Origin of the sequence: Flavobacterium sp. LC2016-01, from assembly GCF_009711135.1 — a bacterium.
GTDB lineage: Bacteria > Bacteroidota > Bacteroidia > Flavobacteriales > Flavobacteriaceae > Flavobacterium.
On record NZ_WMIC01000014.1, the window covers coordinates 36,703 to 53,217 of the forward strand.

Annotated in this window: 9 protein-coding genes; 8 read left to right on the forward strand and 1 reads right to left on the reverse strand. The window is 34.3% G+C overall.

Translation table 11 applies throughout. From position 1 onward, the window contains the following. Positions 1-15: 15 nt before the first annotated feature. Positions 16-1,404 (reverse strand): phosphoglucosamine mutase, encoded by a 1,389-nt coding sequence (gene glmM, locus GKZ88_RS21710; protein WP_155104400.1) that lies wholly within the window; start codon positions 1,402-1,404, stop codon positions 16-18. A gap of 195 nt (positions 1,405-1,599) precedes the next feature. Here glmM and GKZ88_RS21715 point away from each other — a divergent pair, with 195 nt between their 5' ends. From GKZ88_RS21715 to GKZ88_RS21750, 8 genes are all read left to right on the forward strand, one after another. After that, complete coding sequence (locus GKZ88_RS21715; protein WP_155104401.1) at positions 1,600-2,184, forward strand: acyl carrier protein phosphodiesterase; 585 nt, start codon at positions 1,600-1,602, stop codon at positions 2,182-2,184. 29 nt (positions 2,185-2,213) lie between these two features. Then, positions 2,214-3,896: a gamma-glutamyltransferase gene (gene ggt / locus GKZ88_RS21720; RefSeq protein ID WP_155104402.1), complete on the forward strand. Its 1,683-nt coding sequence runs from the start codon at positions 2,214-2,216 to the stop codon at positions 3,894-3,896. Between the two features lie 81 nt (positions 3,897-3,977). Next, positions 3,978-5,762 carry a chloride channel protein gene (locus GKZ88_RS21725; protein WP_155104403.1) on the forward strand — a complete coding sequence of 595 codons (1,785 nt, stop codon included), beginning with the start codon at positions 3,978-3,980 and terminating at the stop codon, positions 5,760-5,762. A gap of 63 nt (positions 5,763-5,825) precedes the next feature. Further along, positions 5,826-6,779 carry a Fic family protein gene (locus GKZ88_RS21730; RefSeq protein WP_155104404.1) on the forward strand — a complete coding sequence of 318 codons (954 nt, stop codon included), beginning with the start codon at positions 5,826-5,828 and terminating at the stop codon, positions 6,777-6,779. Between the two features lie 101 nt (positions 6,780-6,880). Beyond that, positions 6,881-9,712, forward strand: a complete 2,832-nt coding sequence (gene uvrA, locus GKZ88_RS21735; RefSeq protein ID WP_155104405.1) for an excinuclease ABC subunit UvrA — start codon at positions 6,881-6,883, stop codon at positions 9,710-9,712. 417 nt (positions 9,713-10,129) lie between these two features. Continuing rightward, on the forward strand, positions 10,130-10,858 hold the full coding sequence (locus GKZ88_RS21740; protein WP_155104406.1) for a TIGR00730 family Rossman fold protein: 729 nt from the start codon (positions 10,130-10,132) through the stop codon (positions 10,856-10,858). Positions 10,859-11,161: 303 nt separating this feature from the next. After that, positions 11,162-13,912 carry an aminopeptidase gene (locus tag GKZ88_RS21745; RefSeq protein WP_155104436.1) on the forward strand — a complete coding sequence of 917 codons (2,751 nt, stop codon included), beginning with the start codon at positions 11,162-11,164 and terminating at the stop codon, positions 13,910-13,912. Positions 13,913-14,100: 188 nt separating this feature from the next. Beyond that, complete coding sequence (locus GKZ88_RS21750) at positions 14,101-16,512, forward strand: alpha-ketoacid dehydrogenase subunit alpha/beta (RefSeq protein WP_155104407.1); 2,412 nt, start codon at positions 14,101-14,103, stop codon at positions 16,510-16,512. Positions 16,513-16,515 lie beyond the last annotated feature (3 nt).

Here is a 16,515-nt window from a genome sequence, read left to right on the forward strand (position 1 = left end):
ATTTAAATCGAACGATTATAATCCTGCGATTACTTTTATTTCGTCAATAATTCTTAATGCTAATTTATCAGCAGATTCCTGTGTTGCAGATTCGGTATAAATACGAATAATTGGTTCTGTATTTGATTTTCTTAAATGAACCCATTCTTCAGCAAAATCAATCTTCACACCGTCAATTGTCGAAATATCTTCTTTTTTATATTTGTCAGTCATAGCAGCTAAAATCGCATCAACATCAATCTGAGGTGTTAATTCGATTTTGTTTTTGCTCATATAATATTCTGGATAAGAAGCTCTCAAAGCAGAAACCGACATTTTTTTATTTGCTAAATGTGTCAAAAACAAAGCTACACCTACCAAACTGTCTCTTCCGTAATGCAATTCAGGATAAATGATACCGCCGTTTCCTTCTCCGCCAATAACAGCATTATTTTTTTTCATCAATTCTACTACATTCACCTCTCCTACTGCGCTTGCTTCATAATTTCCATTATGTCCATTTGTTACATCGCGCAACGCACGTGATGATGACATATTCGAAACTGTATTTCCTGGCGTTTTGCTTAAAACATAATCGGCGCAGGCAACTAGTGTATATTCTTCACCAAACATTTCACCGTCTTCGCTGATGAAAGCCAAACGATCAACATCTGGATCAACTACAACTCCTAAATGTGCTTTTTCTTTCACTACTAATTCAGAAATATCCGTTAGATGTTCTTTTAAAGGCTCAGGATTATGAGGAAAATGTCCGTTTGGTTCGCAGTATAGTTTCACTACTTCAACACCCATTTGTTCTAAAAGTTTCGGAATAATTATTCCTCCAGACGAATTTACTCCATCAACTACAACTTTAAATTTAGCCGCTTTTACCGCTTCGATATCAACTAAAGGCAAATTTAAAACTTCGTCAATATGAATATCCATATAAGCGTCGTTTAGTGTGATTTCACCCAAACTGTCAACATCAGAAAAATCAAAAGCTTCAGCTTCAGCAATTTCAAGAATTTTGGCACCATCAGCACCGCTTAAAAATTCCCCTTTTTCATTTAATAATTTTAACGCATTCCATTGTTTCGGATTATGAGAAGCCGTAAGGATAATTCCTCCATCGGCTTTTTCTAAAGGAACAGCAACTTCAACCGTTGGTGTTGTTGAAAGTCCAAGATCAATAACATCAATCCCTAAACCAATTAAAGTGTTCACAACCAAATTGTGAATCATTGGCCCAGAAATTCTGGCATCGCGTCCAATTACAACCGTCAATTTTTCTTTTGAAGTATTATTTTTTAGAAAGGTTCCGTATGCCGAGGCAAATTTTACTGCATCAACGGGAGTCAGGTTATCACCTACTTTCCCGCCAATTGTTCCGCGAATTCCGGATATTGATTTTATTAAAGTCATTTTAATGAGTTAAGGTTATTTTTATTACAAATATAGAAAGTTCCTAAGGTTCTAAGTTGCTAAGACACTAAGATTTTTAAATTATCGTTAAACTTCGGACCTAGAAAGCTTAATTTTATAACAAAACCAATTAAAAAAGTTTTTATACATTTACTAAATTACTTAGCAGCTTAGAACCTTAGCATCTTTAAAAAAATGAATTTTCTTGCCCACATATATCTTTCAGGTGATAATGATTTAATCAAGATTGGCAATTTTATGGCCGATGGCATTCGCGGAAAACAATTTGAACATTTTCCAGAAGATGTTCAAAAAGGAATTCTTTTGCACAGATTTATAGATACTTATACTGATTCGCACGATATTTTTAGACAAAGCACCAAGCGCCTGCATGAAAAATATCATCATTACGCCGGTGTAATTGTTGATATTGTGTATGATCATTTTTTAGCCAAAAACTGGACAAAATATTCCGATGAAAATCTGGAAAATTTCATAGACCGATTTTATAAATCATTAGACGAAAATTATTCCATTCTAACGGAGAAAACACAAGGATTAATGCCGTATATGATTGAAAGAAACTGGCTTTTAAGCTATAGAACCGTTGAAGGAATTCATCAGATTCTGACCCAAATGGACCGAAGATCCAGAAACCTTTCTAAAATGCAGTTTGCAAGCGAAGAATTAAAAGAATTTTATGCCGAATTTGAGCAGGAATTCACTGTTTTTTTCGAAGATCTCAGACTTCACGCCAACCAAAAACTACTATCATTATAAAATCAAACCGCTTTAAAATATATCACTTTATGAAAAAAATTTCGCTTTTATTCCTTCTTGTTTCTATTTACGGTTTTAGTCAGCAAGCTGTGCGTCCAACGGGTTTTACGGCTTCAAAAGCAATGGTTGTTTCAGCTCGGGAAGAAGCTTCCAAAATTGGTGTTGAAATAATGAAGAAAGGCGGTAACGCATTTGACGCAATGGTTGCTACCGAACTGGCTTTGGCAGTCGCTTATCCGTATGCAGGAAATCTTGGCGGAGGCGGATTTATGGTTTACCGAAAAGCAAATGGTGAAGTTGGAAGTCTTGATTACAGAGAAAAAGCACCACTGGCTGCAACAAAAAATATGTTTTTGGATAAAGACGGAAATGTCATAAAAGGAAAAAGTACTGAAACGGCTCTGGCAATTGGAGTTCCAGGAACCATTGCCGGTGTTTTTGCCGTTCATAAAAAATTAGGTTCATTGCCAATGTCTGAAATTTTAAAACCTGTAATTGCACTTGCTGAAAAAGGTGTTATTGTAACTTTAAAACAACAGAAACAATTGGAATCCTATCACGATGCCATCGTAAAAGTGAATGGGCCAAATACGCTTATGGCTAAAAACTTTAAAGAAAGAGATACTATAAAATATCCGGCGCTTGCCAATACTTTGAAGCGAATTTTAAAAAATGGAAAAGACGAGTTTTATAAAGGCAAAACGGCGCAAATTCTAGTTGATTATTTAAAGAAAAAAGGAAGCATTATTACACTGAAAGATTTGGCGCTTTATGAAGCAAAATGGAGAAAACCGCTCCAGTTTGATTACAAAGATTTAAAAATCACATCGATGGCGCCTCCAAGCAGCGGCGGAATTTGTCTGGCTCAGATTATGAAAATGATTTCTCCATTTTATCTTTCAAAAATGGGACATAATTCAGAACAATCAATACAAGTTATTGTGGAAGCAGAAAGAAGAGCTTATGCCGACAGAAGCCAGTTTCTGGGAGATCCAGATTTTGTAAAAATTCCAATTAACGGACTTTTGGCTGACGATTATCTAAAAGAGCGAATGTCAAATTTTGATTCAGAAAAAGCGACTTTATCATCAGATATTAAAGAAGGAAAAGTGACTTATAATGAAAGTACAGAAACAACCCATTATTCTATTGTAGATCAATTTGGGAATGCTGTTTCGGCTACAACGACTATCAATGACGGATTTGGATCAAAATATTATTGTGATGAACTGGGCTTTTTCTTAAACAATGAAATGGATGATTTTAGTGCAAAACCGGGATCTCCAAATATGTTTGGACTTGTAGGAAATGAAGCCAACAGTATTGTACCACAAAAAAGAATGCTGAGTTCTATGACGCCAACAATTGTAGAAAAAAACGGGAAACTTTTTATGGTTGTTGGTTCACCAGGTGGATCAACCATTATTACCTCTGTACTGCAGACAATTTTAAACGTTTACGAATATAATTTAAGCATGCAGGAAGCCGTAAATGCGCCACGTTTTCATCATCAATGGCTGCCTGATTTAATTACTTTCGAACCTAAAACTTTCAGTGATAAAACATTAGAAAACTTAAGAGCAAAAGGTTATTTAATTAATGAAAAAACAACGCCGGTAATTGGCAAAGTGGATGCTATTTTGGTTCTGCCGGATAATACGCTTGAAGGCGGTGCTGATTTCCGTGGTGACGACAAGGCAGCGGGATTTTAAAAAAGATTTGCATCAAAAAAAGATGCAAAATTGGATGTTTAGGCCTAAATTTGCATTTCTCCTGAACTTTGTAAAAAAATTATGATAAAACGACTTTTTCGAAAATTAGAAACGATTATTGCCTTAGCTCAATCATTATTGACGCCAAAGCAGTTTATTTTTTTATCGAGCATATTAGTCGGTATTTCATGCGCATTTGCGGTAATTATTTTAAAAACTTTTGCGCACAGCGTTTTTTCTTTTGCAACTTATATCAGCGGGATTTTAAAGCTAGGCTTCATTAATAGTATTTTGCCAATAATAGGGATTTTATTGACTGTCTTTGTTGTCAAAAAGGTTTTAAACGGAACGATCCAAAAAGGAACTTCACAAATTTTATATGCCGTTGCAAAAAAAGCAAGTATAATTCCGAAAAAACAAATGTATGCGCAAATTGTAACAAGCTCTTTAACTGTAGGTTTAGGAGGTTCTGCCGGATTAGAAAGTCCGATTGTTGTTACCGGAGCTGCTTTTGGTTCTAATTATGCTCAAAATTATAAGTTAGCTTATAAAGACCGAACTTTACTAATTGGATGCGGTGTTGCAGCCGGAATTGCAGCTGCTTTTAATGCCCCAATCGCGGGAGTTCTTTTTGCTATCGAAGTTTTACTGGTTGATGTAAGTATTTCTGCTTTTACACCCATTATGATTTCTGCCGCAACGGGCGCATTGGTTTCAGCAATTGTTTTAGACGAAAGCATTCTTTTGTCTTTTAAAAAACAAGAAACATTCAATTATCACAACATTCCTTTTTATGTCGTTTTGGGAGTTTTGACAGGCTTTATGGCGATTTATTACTCGCGTAACTTTCAGCGTGTCGAACATTATTTTGGCAAAATGGAAATTGGACCCTACAAAAAAGCTTTGATAGGTTCGTCGCTTTTGGCATTATTGATTTTTATTTTTCCAACTTTATTTGGTGAAGGATATGAAAGTATTAAAACTTTATCTGAAAGTGACCCTGGACAATTATTAGACAACACATTGTTCACCAGCTTTAGAAATAACCAATGGATTTTACTCTTATTTGTTGGATGTACAATGATGGTAAAAGTTTTTGCCTCTGGACTTACAATTGGCAGCGGAGGTAACGGAGGAAATTTTGCTCCATCTCTATTTTTAGGTTCTTATTTAGGCTATTTTTTCTCCAAATTTATAAGTTTAACCGGTTTATCAAATTTGCCAATCAGCAATTTTACAATGGTAGGAATGGCCGGAATTTTGAGCGGATTGTTTCATGCTCCTCTAACGGCAATTTTCTTAATAGCAGAAATTACAGGAGGTTACGGCTTAATGATTCCGTTGATGATTGTTTCTTCTATCAGTTTTGCTATTTCAAAACGATTTGAAAAATATTCGCTTGACGTAAAAAATCTGGCAAAAAAAGGTCATGCATTTACAAGCAACAAAGATTCAAATATCCTATCAACCTTAGATATTGATACTATTATTCAATGCGATTATTTAACTGTTCATCCCGATGAAAATTTGAGCAAATTGGTTGATCTAATTTCGCATTCTAACCAAGTTGTTTTTGCCGTTGTCAATAACGAAAAAGAACTGGTTGGTGTTGTGCATTTTAACGATATTCGGGAAATTATTTTTAATGCCTATCGCGTAAAATACACCCAAATAAAAGATGTTATGAAAACTCCAGCTGCAACCATTTCATCTTATGACAGCATGGAAATTGTAATGAAAAAATTCGAACTTTCTAAATCAGCATTTCTTCCTGTTTTGCGAAATGACAAATATTATGGCTTCATTTCGAAATCTATTGCACTTGAAGCTTATCGAATGAAACTTCGTTCGATGACAATTGAATAGTTTTAATATCGGATAAGTTAAAAATTTGTTTTATCCGATATTAAGAAATACTTTTGTAGGAATATGTGGAATATAAACCTAACATACAGAGAAGAATTTCAATCAACTTTTGACCGATTGTACCAAAAAAGGCTTGATCTGCAAAACAGCAGACCATTGCCTAATATCGCTTTGCATAAAATTCGCGAAAGCTTATCTTTAGAATGGACTTATAATTCTAACAGTATTGAAGGAAATACAATGAGTCTTCGCGAAACTCAAATGGTTATTCAGGAAGGAATTACCATAAAAGGAAAATCACTTCGGGAACATTTTGAAACGCACAATCACGATAAAGCTATTGATTACTTATATTCGATCGTTGATGATAATTATAAACTTCGAAGCATTGATATTCTTTCGCTTCATGGTTTGGTTTTACGTTCTATAGAAGATGATTTTGCAGGTCGTTTACGAAACGGAGGTGTTCGAATTTCAGGAGCTAATTTTATGCCTCCAAATGCCAATAAAGTTTCAGATTACCTAGATGAATTGATAGAATTTATCAATACAAATCCGTTAGGGTTAAATGATATTGAATTGGCCACTATTTACCATCATAAACTTGTTTGGATACATCCTTTTTTTGATGGAAATGGCCGAACAGTTCGTTTAAGCATGAATTTATTATTGATGCGTTGTGCTTTTCCACCTGCTATTATTTTAAAAAATGATCGCAAAAAATATTATGAAGCGCTTAATCAGGCTAATAATGGCAATTATCAAAAACTAACACTTTTGATATGCCAGGCTTTAGAACGCACTCTTAATATTTATTTGAGTGCAATGCCGGGAAGTACTTATGATTATCAATCGATACAAAACATTGTAAGTGAACCTGATAGTCCTTACGGTCAAGAATACGTAAGTTTACTGGCCAGAACAGGAAAAATTGATGCTTATAAAGAAGGCCGAAATTGGTACACAACCAAAGAAGCCATCGAAGAATATATGGCAACCAGAAAACGAAAACGCTAACTTGAGTTAGCGTTTTTTTGTTACTAATTGTAACATAAACTTTTGCTATCGAGCACAAAAAGAACAAATCAAAGTGGTAACTTTGCGTTTTGCTCAAAATTATGTTAGAAAAAGACAATACTATTGAAGTTCTTGGTGCAAGAGTTCATAATCTTAAAAATATAGACATTTCTATTCCGCGTGAAAAACTTGTTGTGATAACAGGTCTTTCAGGTTCGGGAAAATCTTCTTTGGCTTTTGATACTATTTATGCCGAAGGTCAGCGTCGTTATGTTGAAACTTTCTCTGCTTATGCCAGACAATTTCTAGGCGGTTTAGAGCGTCCTGATGTTGATAAAATTGACGGGCTTTCTCCTGTAATTGCAATTGAACAAAAAACAACCAGTAAAAGTCCACGCTCAACTGTTGGAACTATTACTGAGATATACGATTTCCTTAGACTTTTATACGCCCGTGGCGCCGATGCATACAGTTACAACACAGGCGAAAAAATGGTTTCGTACTCCGATGAGCAAATTAAAGATTTGATTATTCAGGATTATAATGGCAAACGAATCAATATTCTAGCGCCTGTTATTAAAGCCAGAAAAGGACATTATGCCGAATTATTCCAGCAAATTACCAAACAAGGATTCTTAAAAGTCCGAGTAAATGGTGAAGTTCAGGATTTGGTTTCAGGAATGAAATTAGATCGTTACAAAACGCATGATATTGAAATTGTAGTTGACCGAATGCAGATTGAAGATACACCAGACAATCAGAAAAGATTGGCTGAAAGTATTAATACTGCTATGCATCATGGAGAAAATGTTCTGATGATTTTAGATCAGGATTCAAATGAAGTACGTTATTTCAGTAGAAATTTGATGTGTCCGACAACTGGAATTTCGTACCAAAATCCGGAACCGAATTTATTTTCATTCAACTCGCCAAAAGGTGCTTGTCCGCATTGTAACGGACTTGGAACTGTTCATGAAATCAATGTTAAAAAGATAATTCCAAATCCGAAATTATCAATAAAAGCAGGTGGTTTTGTGCCGCTTGGCGAATATAAGTCTTCTTGGATTTTTAAGCAGTTGGAAACAATTGGAGAAAAATTCGGATTTAAACTTACGGATCCAATTGAGAAAATTCCGGAAGAAGCCATGACCATGATTTTGCATGGCGGAAAAGATAAATTTACAGTAAGTTCGAAAGATCTTGGCGTAACAAGAGATTATAAAATTGATTTCGAGGGAATTTCTAATTTTATCAAAAATCAATACGACGAAAGTGCGACAACAAGCATAAAACGTTGGGCAAAAGATTTCATGGATGAAATTAACTGTCCGGTTTGCGAAGGTTCTCGCCTTAAAAAAGAAGCACAGTTTTTTAGAGTAAATGAAAAAAATATCACCGAATTGTGTGATATGGATATTTCTGATTTAACAGCTTGGTTTCAGGATTTAAATAATCATTTGACTGACAAACAGCTTTTAATTGCTTCTGAAGTTGTAAAAGAAATCAAAGATCGTTTGAACTTTCTGATGAATGTAGGTTTGAATTATTTGGCTTTAAGCCGAAGTTCAAAATCACTTTCTGGAGGAGAAGCACAACGTATTCGTCTGGCAACACAAATCGGTTCGCAATTGGTTGGTGTTTTGTATATTTTGGATGAGCCAAGTATTGGTTTGCACCAAAGAGACAATGAAAAACTGATTCATTCCTTAGAACAATTACGTGATATTGGGAACTCCGTTATTGTTGTAGAACACGACAAAGACATGATCGAAAAAGCCGATTATGTAATTGATATTGGCCCAAAAGCTGGAAAATATGGCGGTGAAATTATCAGTATTGGGACTCCTGCACAAACCCTAAAATCGAACACTATTACCGCTCAATATTTGAATGGTAAAATGAAATTAGAGATTCCGAAAAAGCGTCGTGAAGGAAACGGAAAATTTTTAAAACTAACTGGGGCAACAGGAAATAATCTTAAAAATGTTTCAATCGAAATTCCGTTAGGGCAATTAACTTGTGTAACCGGAGTTTCTGGAAGCGGAAAATCGACATTGATAAATGAGACGCTCTACCCTATTTTGAACGCTTATTATTTTAATGGCGTAAAAAAACCACAGCCTTATAAAAAGATCGAAGGGTTAGAACATATTGACAAAGTAATTGATATTGACCAAAGTCCGATTGGACGAACACCTCGTTCGAATCCAGCGACTTATACAGAAGTTTTTACTGAAATTAGAAACTTGTTTACCATGACTTCTGAAAGCATGATTCGTGGCTACAAAGCAGGGCGTTTTAGTTTCAACGTAAAAGGTGGACGCTGTGAAACCTGCGAAGGTTCTGGCGTGAGAACAATCGAAATGAACTTTTTACCTGATGTTTATGTTGAATGTGAGACTTGTCAAGGAAAACGTTTTAACAGAGAAACTTTAGAAATTCGATACAAAGGAAAATCAATTTCGGATGTATTGAACATGACAGTCGATGAAGCGGTTCCATTTTTTGAAAATATTCCGAAGATTTACAGAAAAGTAAAAACGATTCAAGATGTTGGTTTAGGATATATTACACTTGGTCAGCAAAGCACAACGCTTTCGGGCGGTGAAGCACAACGTATAAAATTGGCAGGAGAATTATCTAAAAAAGATACCGGAAATACGTTTTATATTCTGGACGAACCTACAACAGGTTTGCACTTTGAAGACATTAGAGTTTTAATGGAAGTGATTAATAAACTGGTTGACAAAGGAAATACGATTCTGGTAATCGAACATAATATGGACGTTATCAAACTTGCCGATTATATTATTGATATTGGTCCTGAAGGTGGAAAAGGCGGTGGACAATTGATTGCTAAAGGAACTCCTGAAGAAGTGGCGAAAAATAAAAAAAGTTATACAGCTAAGTTTTTGAAAAAAGAGTTAGAGTAAAAAACATCTTTGTCAAAGTTTAAAACTTTGACAAAGTTCTTCAAACCCGCATTAATTCGAAACCTATTTAATTTCGAAAAAATTTTGACACAATCAATTGATAATGAAATCAAACCCTAAACTTCATTATTACCTAAACATTACTTTTAGATTATAACCTTCCCTTTTTGTAACAATTCTAATAAAAAGTGTTAATTTAGCATCCGCCTTTTTTCAAAATTTTAGACTTTGAATTAAGATGTTTCAATTAGACCAATTGTCTATTTGAAACCGACTGCCCTAGCCCTGATGGGAGCGGCATCCTTTTGTGCCGGGGTTCGGCGCAAAAGATATAGCGGACAGCAGGAATAGCTCCTTATTCTGACTATAATTAAAATGACAGCTTAAATAAAAATATAAATAATTAAAATACCTAAAATGAGATTAGAAGATTTTGATAATGATGAAGATAAAGTAATCCAGGACAGTCTAAAACAGAAAACTTGGAATGAAATTAGAACCAATGACAGCTGGGCGATTTTTAAAATCATGTCGGAGTTTGTGAATGGTTATGAAAGCATGGGACGTATTGGACCTTGTGTTTCGATTTTTGGATCGGCGAGAACAAAACCAGATGATAAATACTATTTACTGGCTGAAAAAATTGCTTTCAAAATTAGTAAAGCTGGTTATGGTGTAATTACAGGCGGAGGGCCAGGAATTATGGAAGCCGGAAATAAAGGAGCACATTTAGGAGGCGGAACATCTGTTGGTTTGAATATTGAACTGCCTTTTGAACAGCATTTCAACCCTTATATTGATCACGATAAAAACTTGAATTTCGATTATTTCTTTGTGAGAAAAGTAATGTTCGTTAAATATTCACAAGGTTTTGTGGTTATGCCGGGAGGTTTTGGAACTCTGGACGAAATGTTTGAAGCGATTACTTTGATTCAAACTAAGAAAATTGGAAAATTTCCAATTATATTAGTTGGAATTGAATTTTGGTCAGGATTGATCGAATGGGTAAAAACAGTTTTGGTTGAAAAAATGAAAACGGTAAGCCCTGAAGATTTAAACTTATTCAAAATCGTTGATACCGAAGATGAAGTGGTTGACGTTCTAGACAAATTCTACAAGAAATACGATTTAAGTCCGAATTTCTAAAATATTTTTTTAAACCATATAAGTGATATAAGTTCATTAAAAAGGATTGCTTAGAGCTTTAATTAAATAAACTTATATCACTTATATGGTTAAATTTTACTGCAAGTACGCAAAAATTGAGAGCTGTTTTTTAAAACAGCTTTTTTTATGCTATTTTTACAAAAAACCGAAACAATTTTAAGTACGTATCTTAAGGTATATCCATAATTTTTAAGCCATTTTTTGAAATCACTTTTTAAAATTATTATCCTTCTTTTTGTTTTACTGATTTCTGTAAAACAATATGCACAACATCAATCTAAGATGGAAGTGGCGGTTAATCTCGAACTTAAAACACTAAACGTAAGACAGGATATTACGTTTTACAATACTTCAAACGATTCGTTGATTTCGATTGTTTTGAATGACTGGAACAATGCTTTTTCGGACAAAAACACACCTTTGGCAAAACGTTTTTCAGACGAATTCTACAGAGGTTTTCATGTTGCCAAACCCGAAGAAAGAGGAAATACAACCATTTTAAACCTTACCGACTCTGAGAATACAGCGCTGGAATGGGAAAGAACAGATAAAAATCCTGATTTTATTGTTGTAAAATTAAACCGAAAACTGCGTCCAGGCGAAAAGATAGATTTACACCTTACTTATATTTCTAAAATTCCAAGTGCAAAATTTACACATTATGGTTTTGACCAAAACGGCGGAATGAACTTAAAAAACTGGTTTTTAAGCCCTGCCCGATTTGAAAATCATCGTTTTGTAAAAAACAACAATTTCAATCTCGACGATATTGCCAATGCCTCTGTTGATTATCAGCTTGAAATAAAACTTCCTGCGAATTATTCGATCAGTACTGATTTGAATTCGGTTTCAAAAGACGACTCCAATCCTGCTTTCAGTACTTACGTTTTTTCTGGAAATAACAGAACTGATTTTAATTTGTTTATTGAAAAACAAAATAGTTTCAGAAGCTATACAAATGGTTATTTGGAAGTGGTTTCAGATTTAAAAACAAAAAAACTGAACGAAATTCAGAGAGCGATAGTCATTAACAGAGTGGCCTCTTTTGCAAATGAGTTTATTGGAAAATATCCACATTCAAAAATCACAGTTTCTCAGGCAGATTATGACCGAAATCCGTTTTATGGACTCAATCAATTGCCATCGTTTATCAGTCCGTTTTCAGATGAATTTATATTCGAAATTACGTTTCTGAAAACGTATTTGAACAATTATCTAAAAAACAGTCTTCGTGTCGATCCAAGAAAAGATAACTGGATTTATGATGGAATTCAGATTTATACCATGATGAAATACATGGAAGAAAACCATTTAGATCAAAAAATGCTTGGCAGACTTTCAGACATGAAACTTTTTAAAAGTTATAACATCACCAACCTGACTTTTAATGAGCAATACAGCTATTATTATATGCTGATGGCTCGAAAAAATTTAGATCAGCCGCTTGGTGATCCAAAAAATACATTGATCAAATTCAACGAACAAATTGCGAGTAAATATCGTGCTGGTTTAAGTTTGAGTTATTTGGACGATTATTTAAATCATAATATTGTTCCAGAAAGTGTTCAAGAATTTTATGCCTTGAATAAAACAGAACAAACGAATCGATATGATTTTGAAAAAATACTAACCAAAAACAGCACAAAAAATATTGATTGGTTTTTTAGAACTATCATCGAATCGCGCGACATTATCGATTATAGATTTACAGATGTCTCAAGAACCAAAGACAGCGTTCAGTTTTCAATAAAAAACATAACAGGAGTATATGCACCAATTCCGGTTTATGGAATGAAAAAAAATGAAGTTGTTTTTAAAGAATGGATTGAACCGAAAAACAACGATTCGATTTATCAGTTTACTCGAAAAAATGCCGATAAATTAGTCTTGAATTATGACAATGAAGTTCCAGAATACAATCAACGAAACAATTGGAAATCTTTAAAATCAATTGCGATAACAAATCGTCCTATCAAATTTAATTTTGCAAAAGACTTAGAAGATCCTTATTACAATCAGATTTTATACATTCCGACTTTAACTTATAATTATTACGATGGTATTACGCCGGGAATTCGTTTTCATAATAAAACGATACTAGACAAACCGTTTACATTTGATATTAATCCGGCTTATTCAATAAAAGCGCAAACAATTTCTGGTTCTTCGGCATTTTCTTGGAATCAATATTATCGAAACAGTACTTTATTTAACGTGCGATATTCGATCAGTCAGAATTATTTTCATTATGCGCCAGATGCCACTTATTTGAGATTAAATCCAATGGTGCAGCTTCGTATACGTGAAGAAAACTTCAGGGATAACAGAAAACAGCTTATTATGTTTCGCCAAGTAATTGTCAATCGTGAAGCAAGCGCTTACATTACTGATAATTCCAAACCAAATTACTCGATTTTTAACGCACGTTATTCTAATACAAAAACAGAATTGGTTGATCATTTTAGTTATATGAATGACATTCAGTTTTCAGGAGATTTTGGAAAACTTTCTGGAGAAGTAGAATATAGACGTTTATTTGAAAATAATCATAAATTAAATTTGCGATTATACGCAGGAACATTCCTTTATAACACAACAAATTCAGATTATTTCAGTTTTGGTTTAGACAGACCGACTGATTATTTATTTGATTACAATCTTTTTGGAAGATCTGAATCTACAGGATTTTTCAGTCAGCAATATGTCATTGCCGAAGGCGGTTTTAAATCACAGCTGCAGCCCGCATACGCAAATCAGTGGATGACCACTTTAAATGCGAGTTATGCGATTTGGAACTGGGTTGAAGTTTATGGCGATGTTGGATTTTTGAAAAATAAACATCAAACTGCGTTTTTTGCTTATGACAGCGGGATTCGTTTAAATCTAGTTCCAGATTATTTTGAGCTCTATTTTCCAGTTTATTCTAATAACGGATGGGAAATTTCTCAAAGTAATTACAACGAAAAAATACGATTTGTGATTACTTTATCTCCAAAAACATTAGTCAATCTTTTTACTAGAAAATGGCTTTAATCAAATAAATTTTAAACAAAAAGTTACATTATTATCACAAAAACATAATTTTAATTAAAAATCACATAAATAAAATACGTAGTTTTTTGATTTTAAATACAAATAATTAAATTATATTTATTTTAAAGAATTATGATTATTGATTGTTTTTAAGTAATTTCGCAGTCTAAACATGACCACTAAAGATTATGATAAAAGAAAAAAGCAATACTACATTAACATTTGAAGATTTCAAAACTGAGGTATTGAACGACTACAGAATTGCAGTAACTAGCCGTGAATGTAGTCTTTTAGGTCGTAAAGAAGTATTAACAGGAAAAGCCAAATTTGGAATATTTGGAGACGGAAAAGAAGTACCGCAGCTTGCTATGGCAAAAGCTTTTAAAAACGGTGACTTTCGTTCTGGCTACTATCGCGATCAGACTTTTATGATGGCAATTGGCGAGCTGACCCCAAAACAATTTTTTGCTGGTTTATACGGCCACACCGATTTGGATTTTGATCCAATGTCTGCCGGAAGACAAATGGGCGGACACTTTGTAACGCACAGTTTAAACGAAGACGGATCGTGGAAAGACTTAACAAAACAAAAAAATTCAAGTTCAGATATATCACCTACAGCCGGTCAAATGCCAAGATTATTGGGATTAGCACAGGCATCAAAAATTTACAGAAATGTTGACGGAATTACCATCAAAGATAAATTTACTGTAAACGGAAATGAAGTTGCCTGGGGAACTATAGGAAATGCAAGTACATCTGAAGGTTTGTTTTTTGAAACTATAAATGCCGCGGGAGTTTTACAGGTTCCAATGGTAATGAGTGTTTGGGATGATGAATACGGAATTTCAGTTCACGCCAGACATCAAACTACAAAAGAAAACATCTCTGAAATCCTAAAGGGATATCAGCGTGATGAAGATTCTAAAGGTTATGATATTTTTAGAGTAAAAGGCTGGGATTATGCTGAACTGGTTTCAACATATGAAAGAGCTGGACAAATCGCGCGCGAAGAACATATTCCGGTTTTAATTCACGTAAATGAATTGACACAGCCTCAAGGTCATTCTACTTCTGGTTCGCACGAACGTTACAAAAACGGAGAAAGACTGGCTTGGGAAAGAGATTTTGACTGTATTCGCCAAATGCGTTTATGGATGATTGCGATTAATATTGCATCTCCAGAAGAACTTGAGGCAATTGATTTTCAATTGAAAAAAGAAGTTCTTGAAGCAAAAAAAGAGGCTTGGAATTCCTTCATTAATCCTATTATTGATGAACAAAAAAATCTTCTAGCTTTATTGGAACAAATTGCTGAAGCAAGCATTAACCACAAAGACAGAATCAGAAAATATATTTCGGAATTAAACGCGATTAAGGCACCGCTTAAAAAAGAATTACTGGTTTACGCTAGAAAGATTCTTCGTTTTATCGAAGTTCCAAACAGCAAAGTGATTTTAAGAGAATGGATTATTAGTTTTTTAAATGAAACTCAGGAAAAATTCAGCAGTAATTTGCATTCTGATTCAGATAAAAATGTTTTCTCAGTACAGAAAGTACTTCCTGAATATGGCGAAAATGCTAAAGCGGATATTGACGGAAGAATGCTTTTGCGTGACAACTTTGATGCTTTATTTGCTAAATATCCAGAAACTTTAATCTTTGGTGAAGATGTTGGAAACATTGGAGATGTAAACCAAGGTTTAGAAGGCATGCAGGAAAAATACGGTGAACTTCGTGTTGCCGATGTCGGGATTCGTGAAGCTACAATTATTGGGCAAGGAATTGGAATGGCTCTAAGAGGGTTGCGTCCAATTGCTGAAATTCAGTACTTAGATTATTTATTATATGCGATCCAAATCATGAGTGATGATTTGGCTACTTTACAATATAGAACTGTTGGAAAACAAAAAGCGCCGTTAATCATCAGAACACGCGGACACCGTTTAGAAGGCATCTGGCATTCTGGTTCTCCAATGGGAATGATTATCAATGCGATTCGCGGGATTCATGTTTTGGTTCCGAGAGACATGACGCAGGCGGCAGGTTTTTACAACACGCTTTTAGAATGTGATGAGCCTGCTTTAGTAATTGAATGTCTAAACGGTTACCGTTTAAAAGAAAAAGCACCATTGAATTTTGGTGAATTTAAAACGCCTATTGGAGTAATTGAAACCATGAAAGAAGGTTCAGATATTACTTTAGTTTCTTATGGATCAACTTTGAGACTGGTGCAGCAGGCGGCAAATGAATTATTAGATTTAGGAATTGACTGTGAAGTTATCGATATTCAATCTTTACTTCCATTTGATGTAAATAAAGATATTGTAAAAAGTATTGCAAAAACGAATCGTCTTTTAGTAATCGACGAAGATGTTCCAGGCGGTGCTTCTGCTTTCATTTTACAGCAGATTTTAGAAGAACAAGATGCTTATAAATATCTTGACAGCAAACCACAGACTCTTGCTGCCAAAGCACACAGACCAGCATATGGAACTGATGGTGACTATTTCTCAAAACCTTCTGCAGAAGATATTTTTGAGAAAGTATACAGCATGATGAATGAAGTTAATCCTTCTAAATTTCCAAGTTTATACTAAGAT

Bases quoted from the DNA above. Each gene is read 5' to 3' on its own strand.
- glmM (WP_155104400.1), bottom strand. From the start codon at position 1,404: ATGACTTTAATAAAATCAATATCCGGAATTCGCGGAACAATTGGCGGG.
- GKZ88_RS21715 (WP_155104401.1), top strand. From the start codon at position 1,600: ATGAATTTTCTTGCCCACATATATCTTTCAGGTGATAATGATTTAATC.
- ggt (WP_155104402.1), top strand. From the start codon at position 2,214: ATGAAAAAAATTTCGCTTTTATTCCTTCTTGTTTCTATTTACGGTTTT.
- GKZ88_RS21725 (WP_155104403.1), top strand. From the start codon at position 3,978: ATGATAAAACGACTTTTTCGAAAATTAGAAACGATTATTGCCTTAGCT.
- GKZ88_RS21730 (WP_155104404.1), top strand. From the start codon at position 5,826: ATGTGGAATATAAACCTAACATACAGAGAAGAATTTCAATCAACTTTT.
- uvrA (WP_155104405.1), top strand. From the start codon at position 6,881: ATGTTAGAAAAAGACAATACTATTGAAGTTCTTGGTGCAAGAGTTCAT.
- GKZ88_RS21740 (WP_155104406.1), top strand. From the start codon at position 10,130: ATGAGATTAGAAGATTTTGATAATGATGAAGATAAAGTAATCCAGGAC.
- GKZ88_RS21745 (WP_155104436.1), top strand. From the start codon at position 11,162: ATGGAAGTGGCGGTTAATCTCGAACTTAAAACACTAAACGTAAGACAG.
- GKZ88_RS21750 (WP_155104407.1), top strand. From the start codon at position 14,101: ATGATAAAAGAAAAAAGCAATACTACATTAACATTTGAAGATTTCAAA.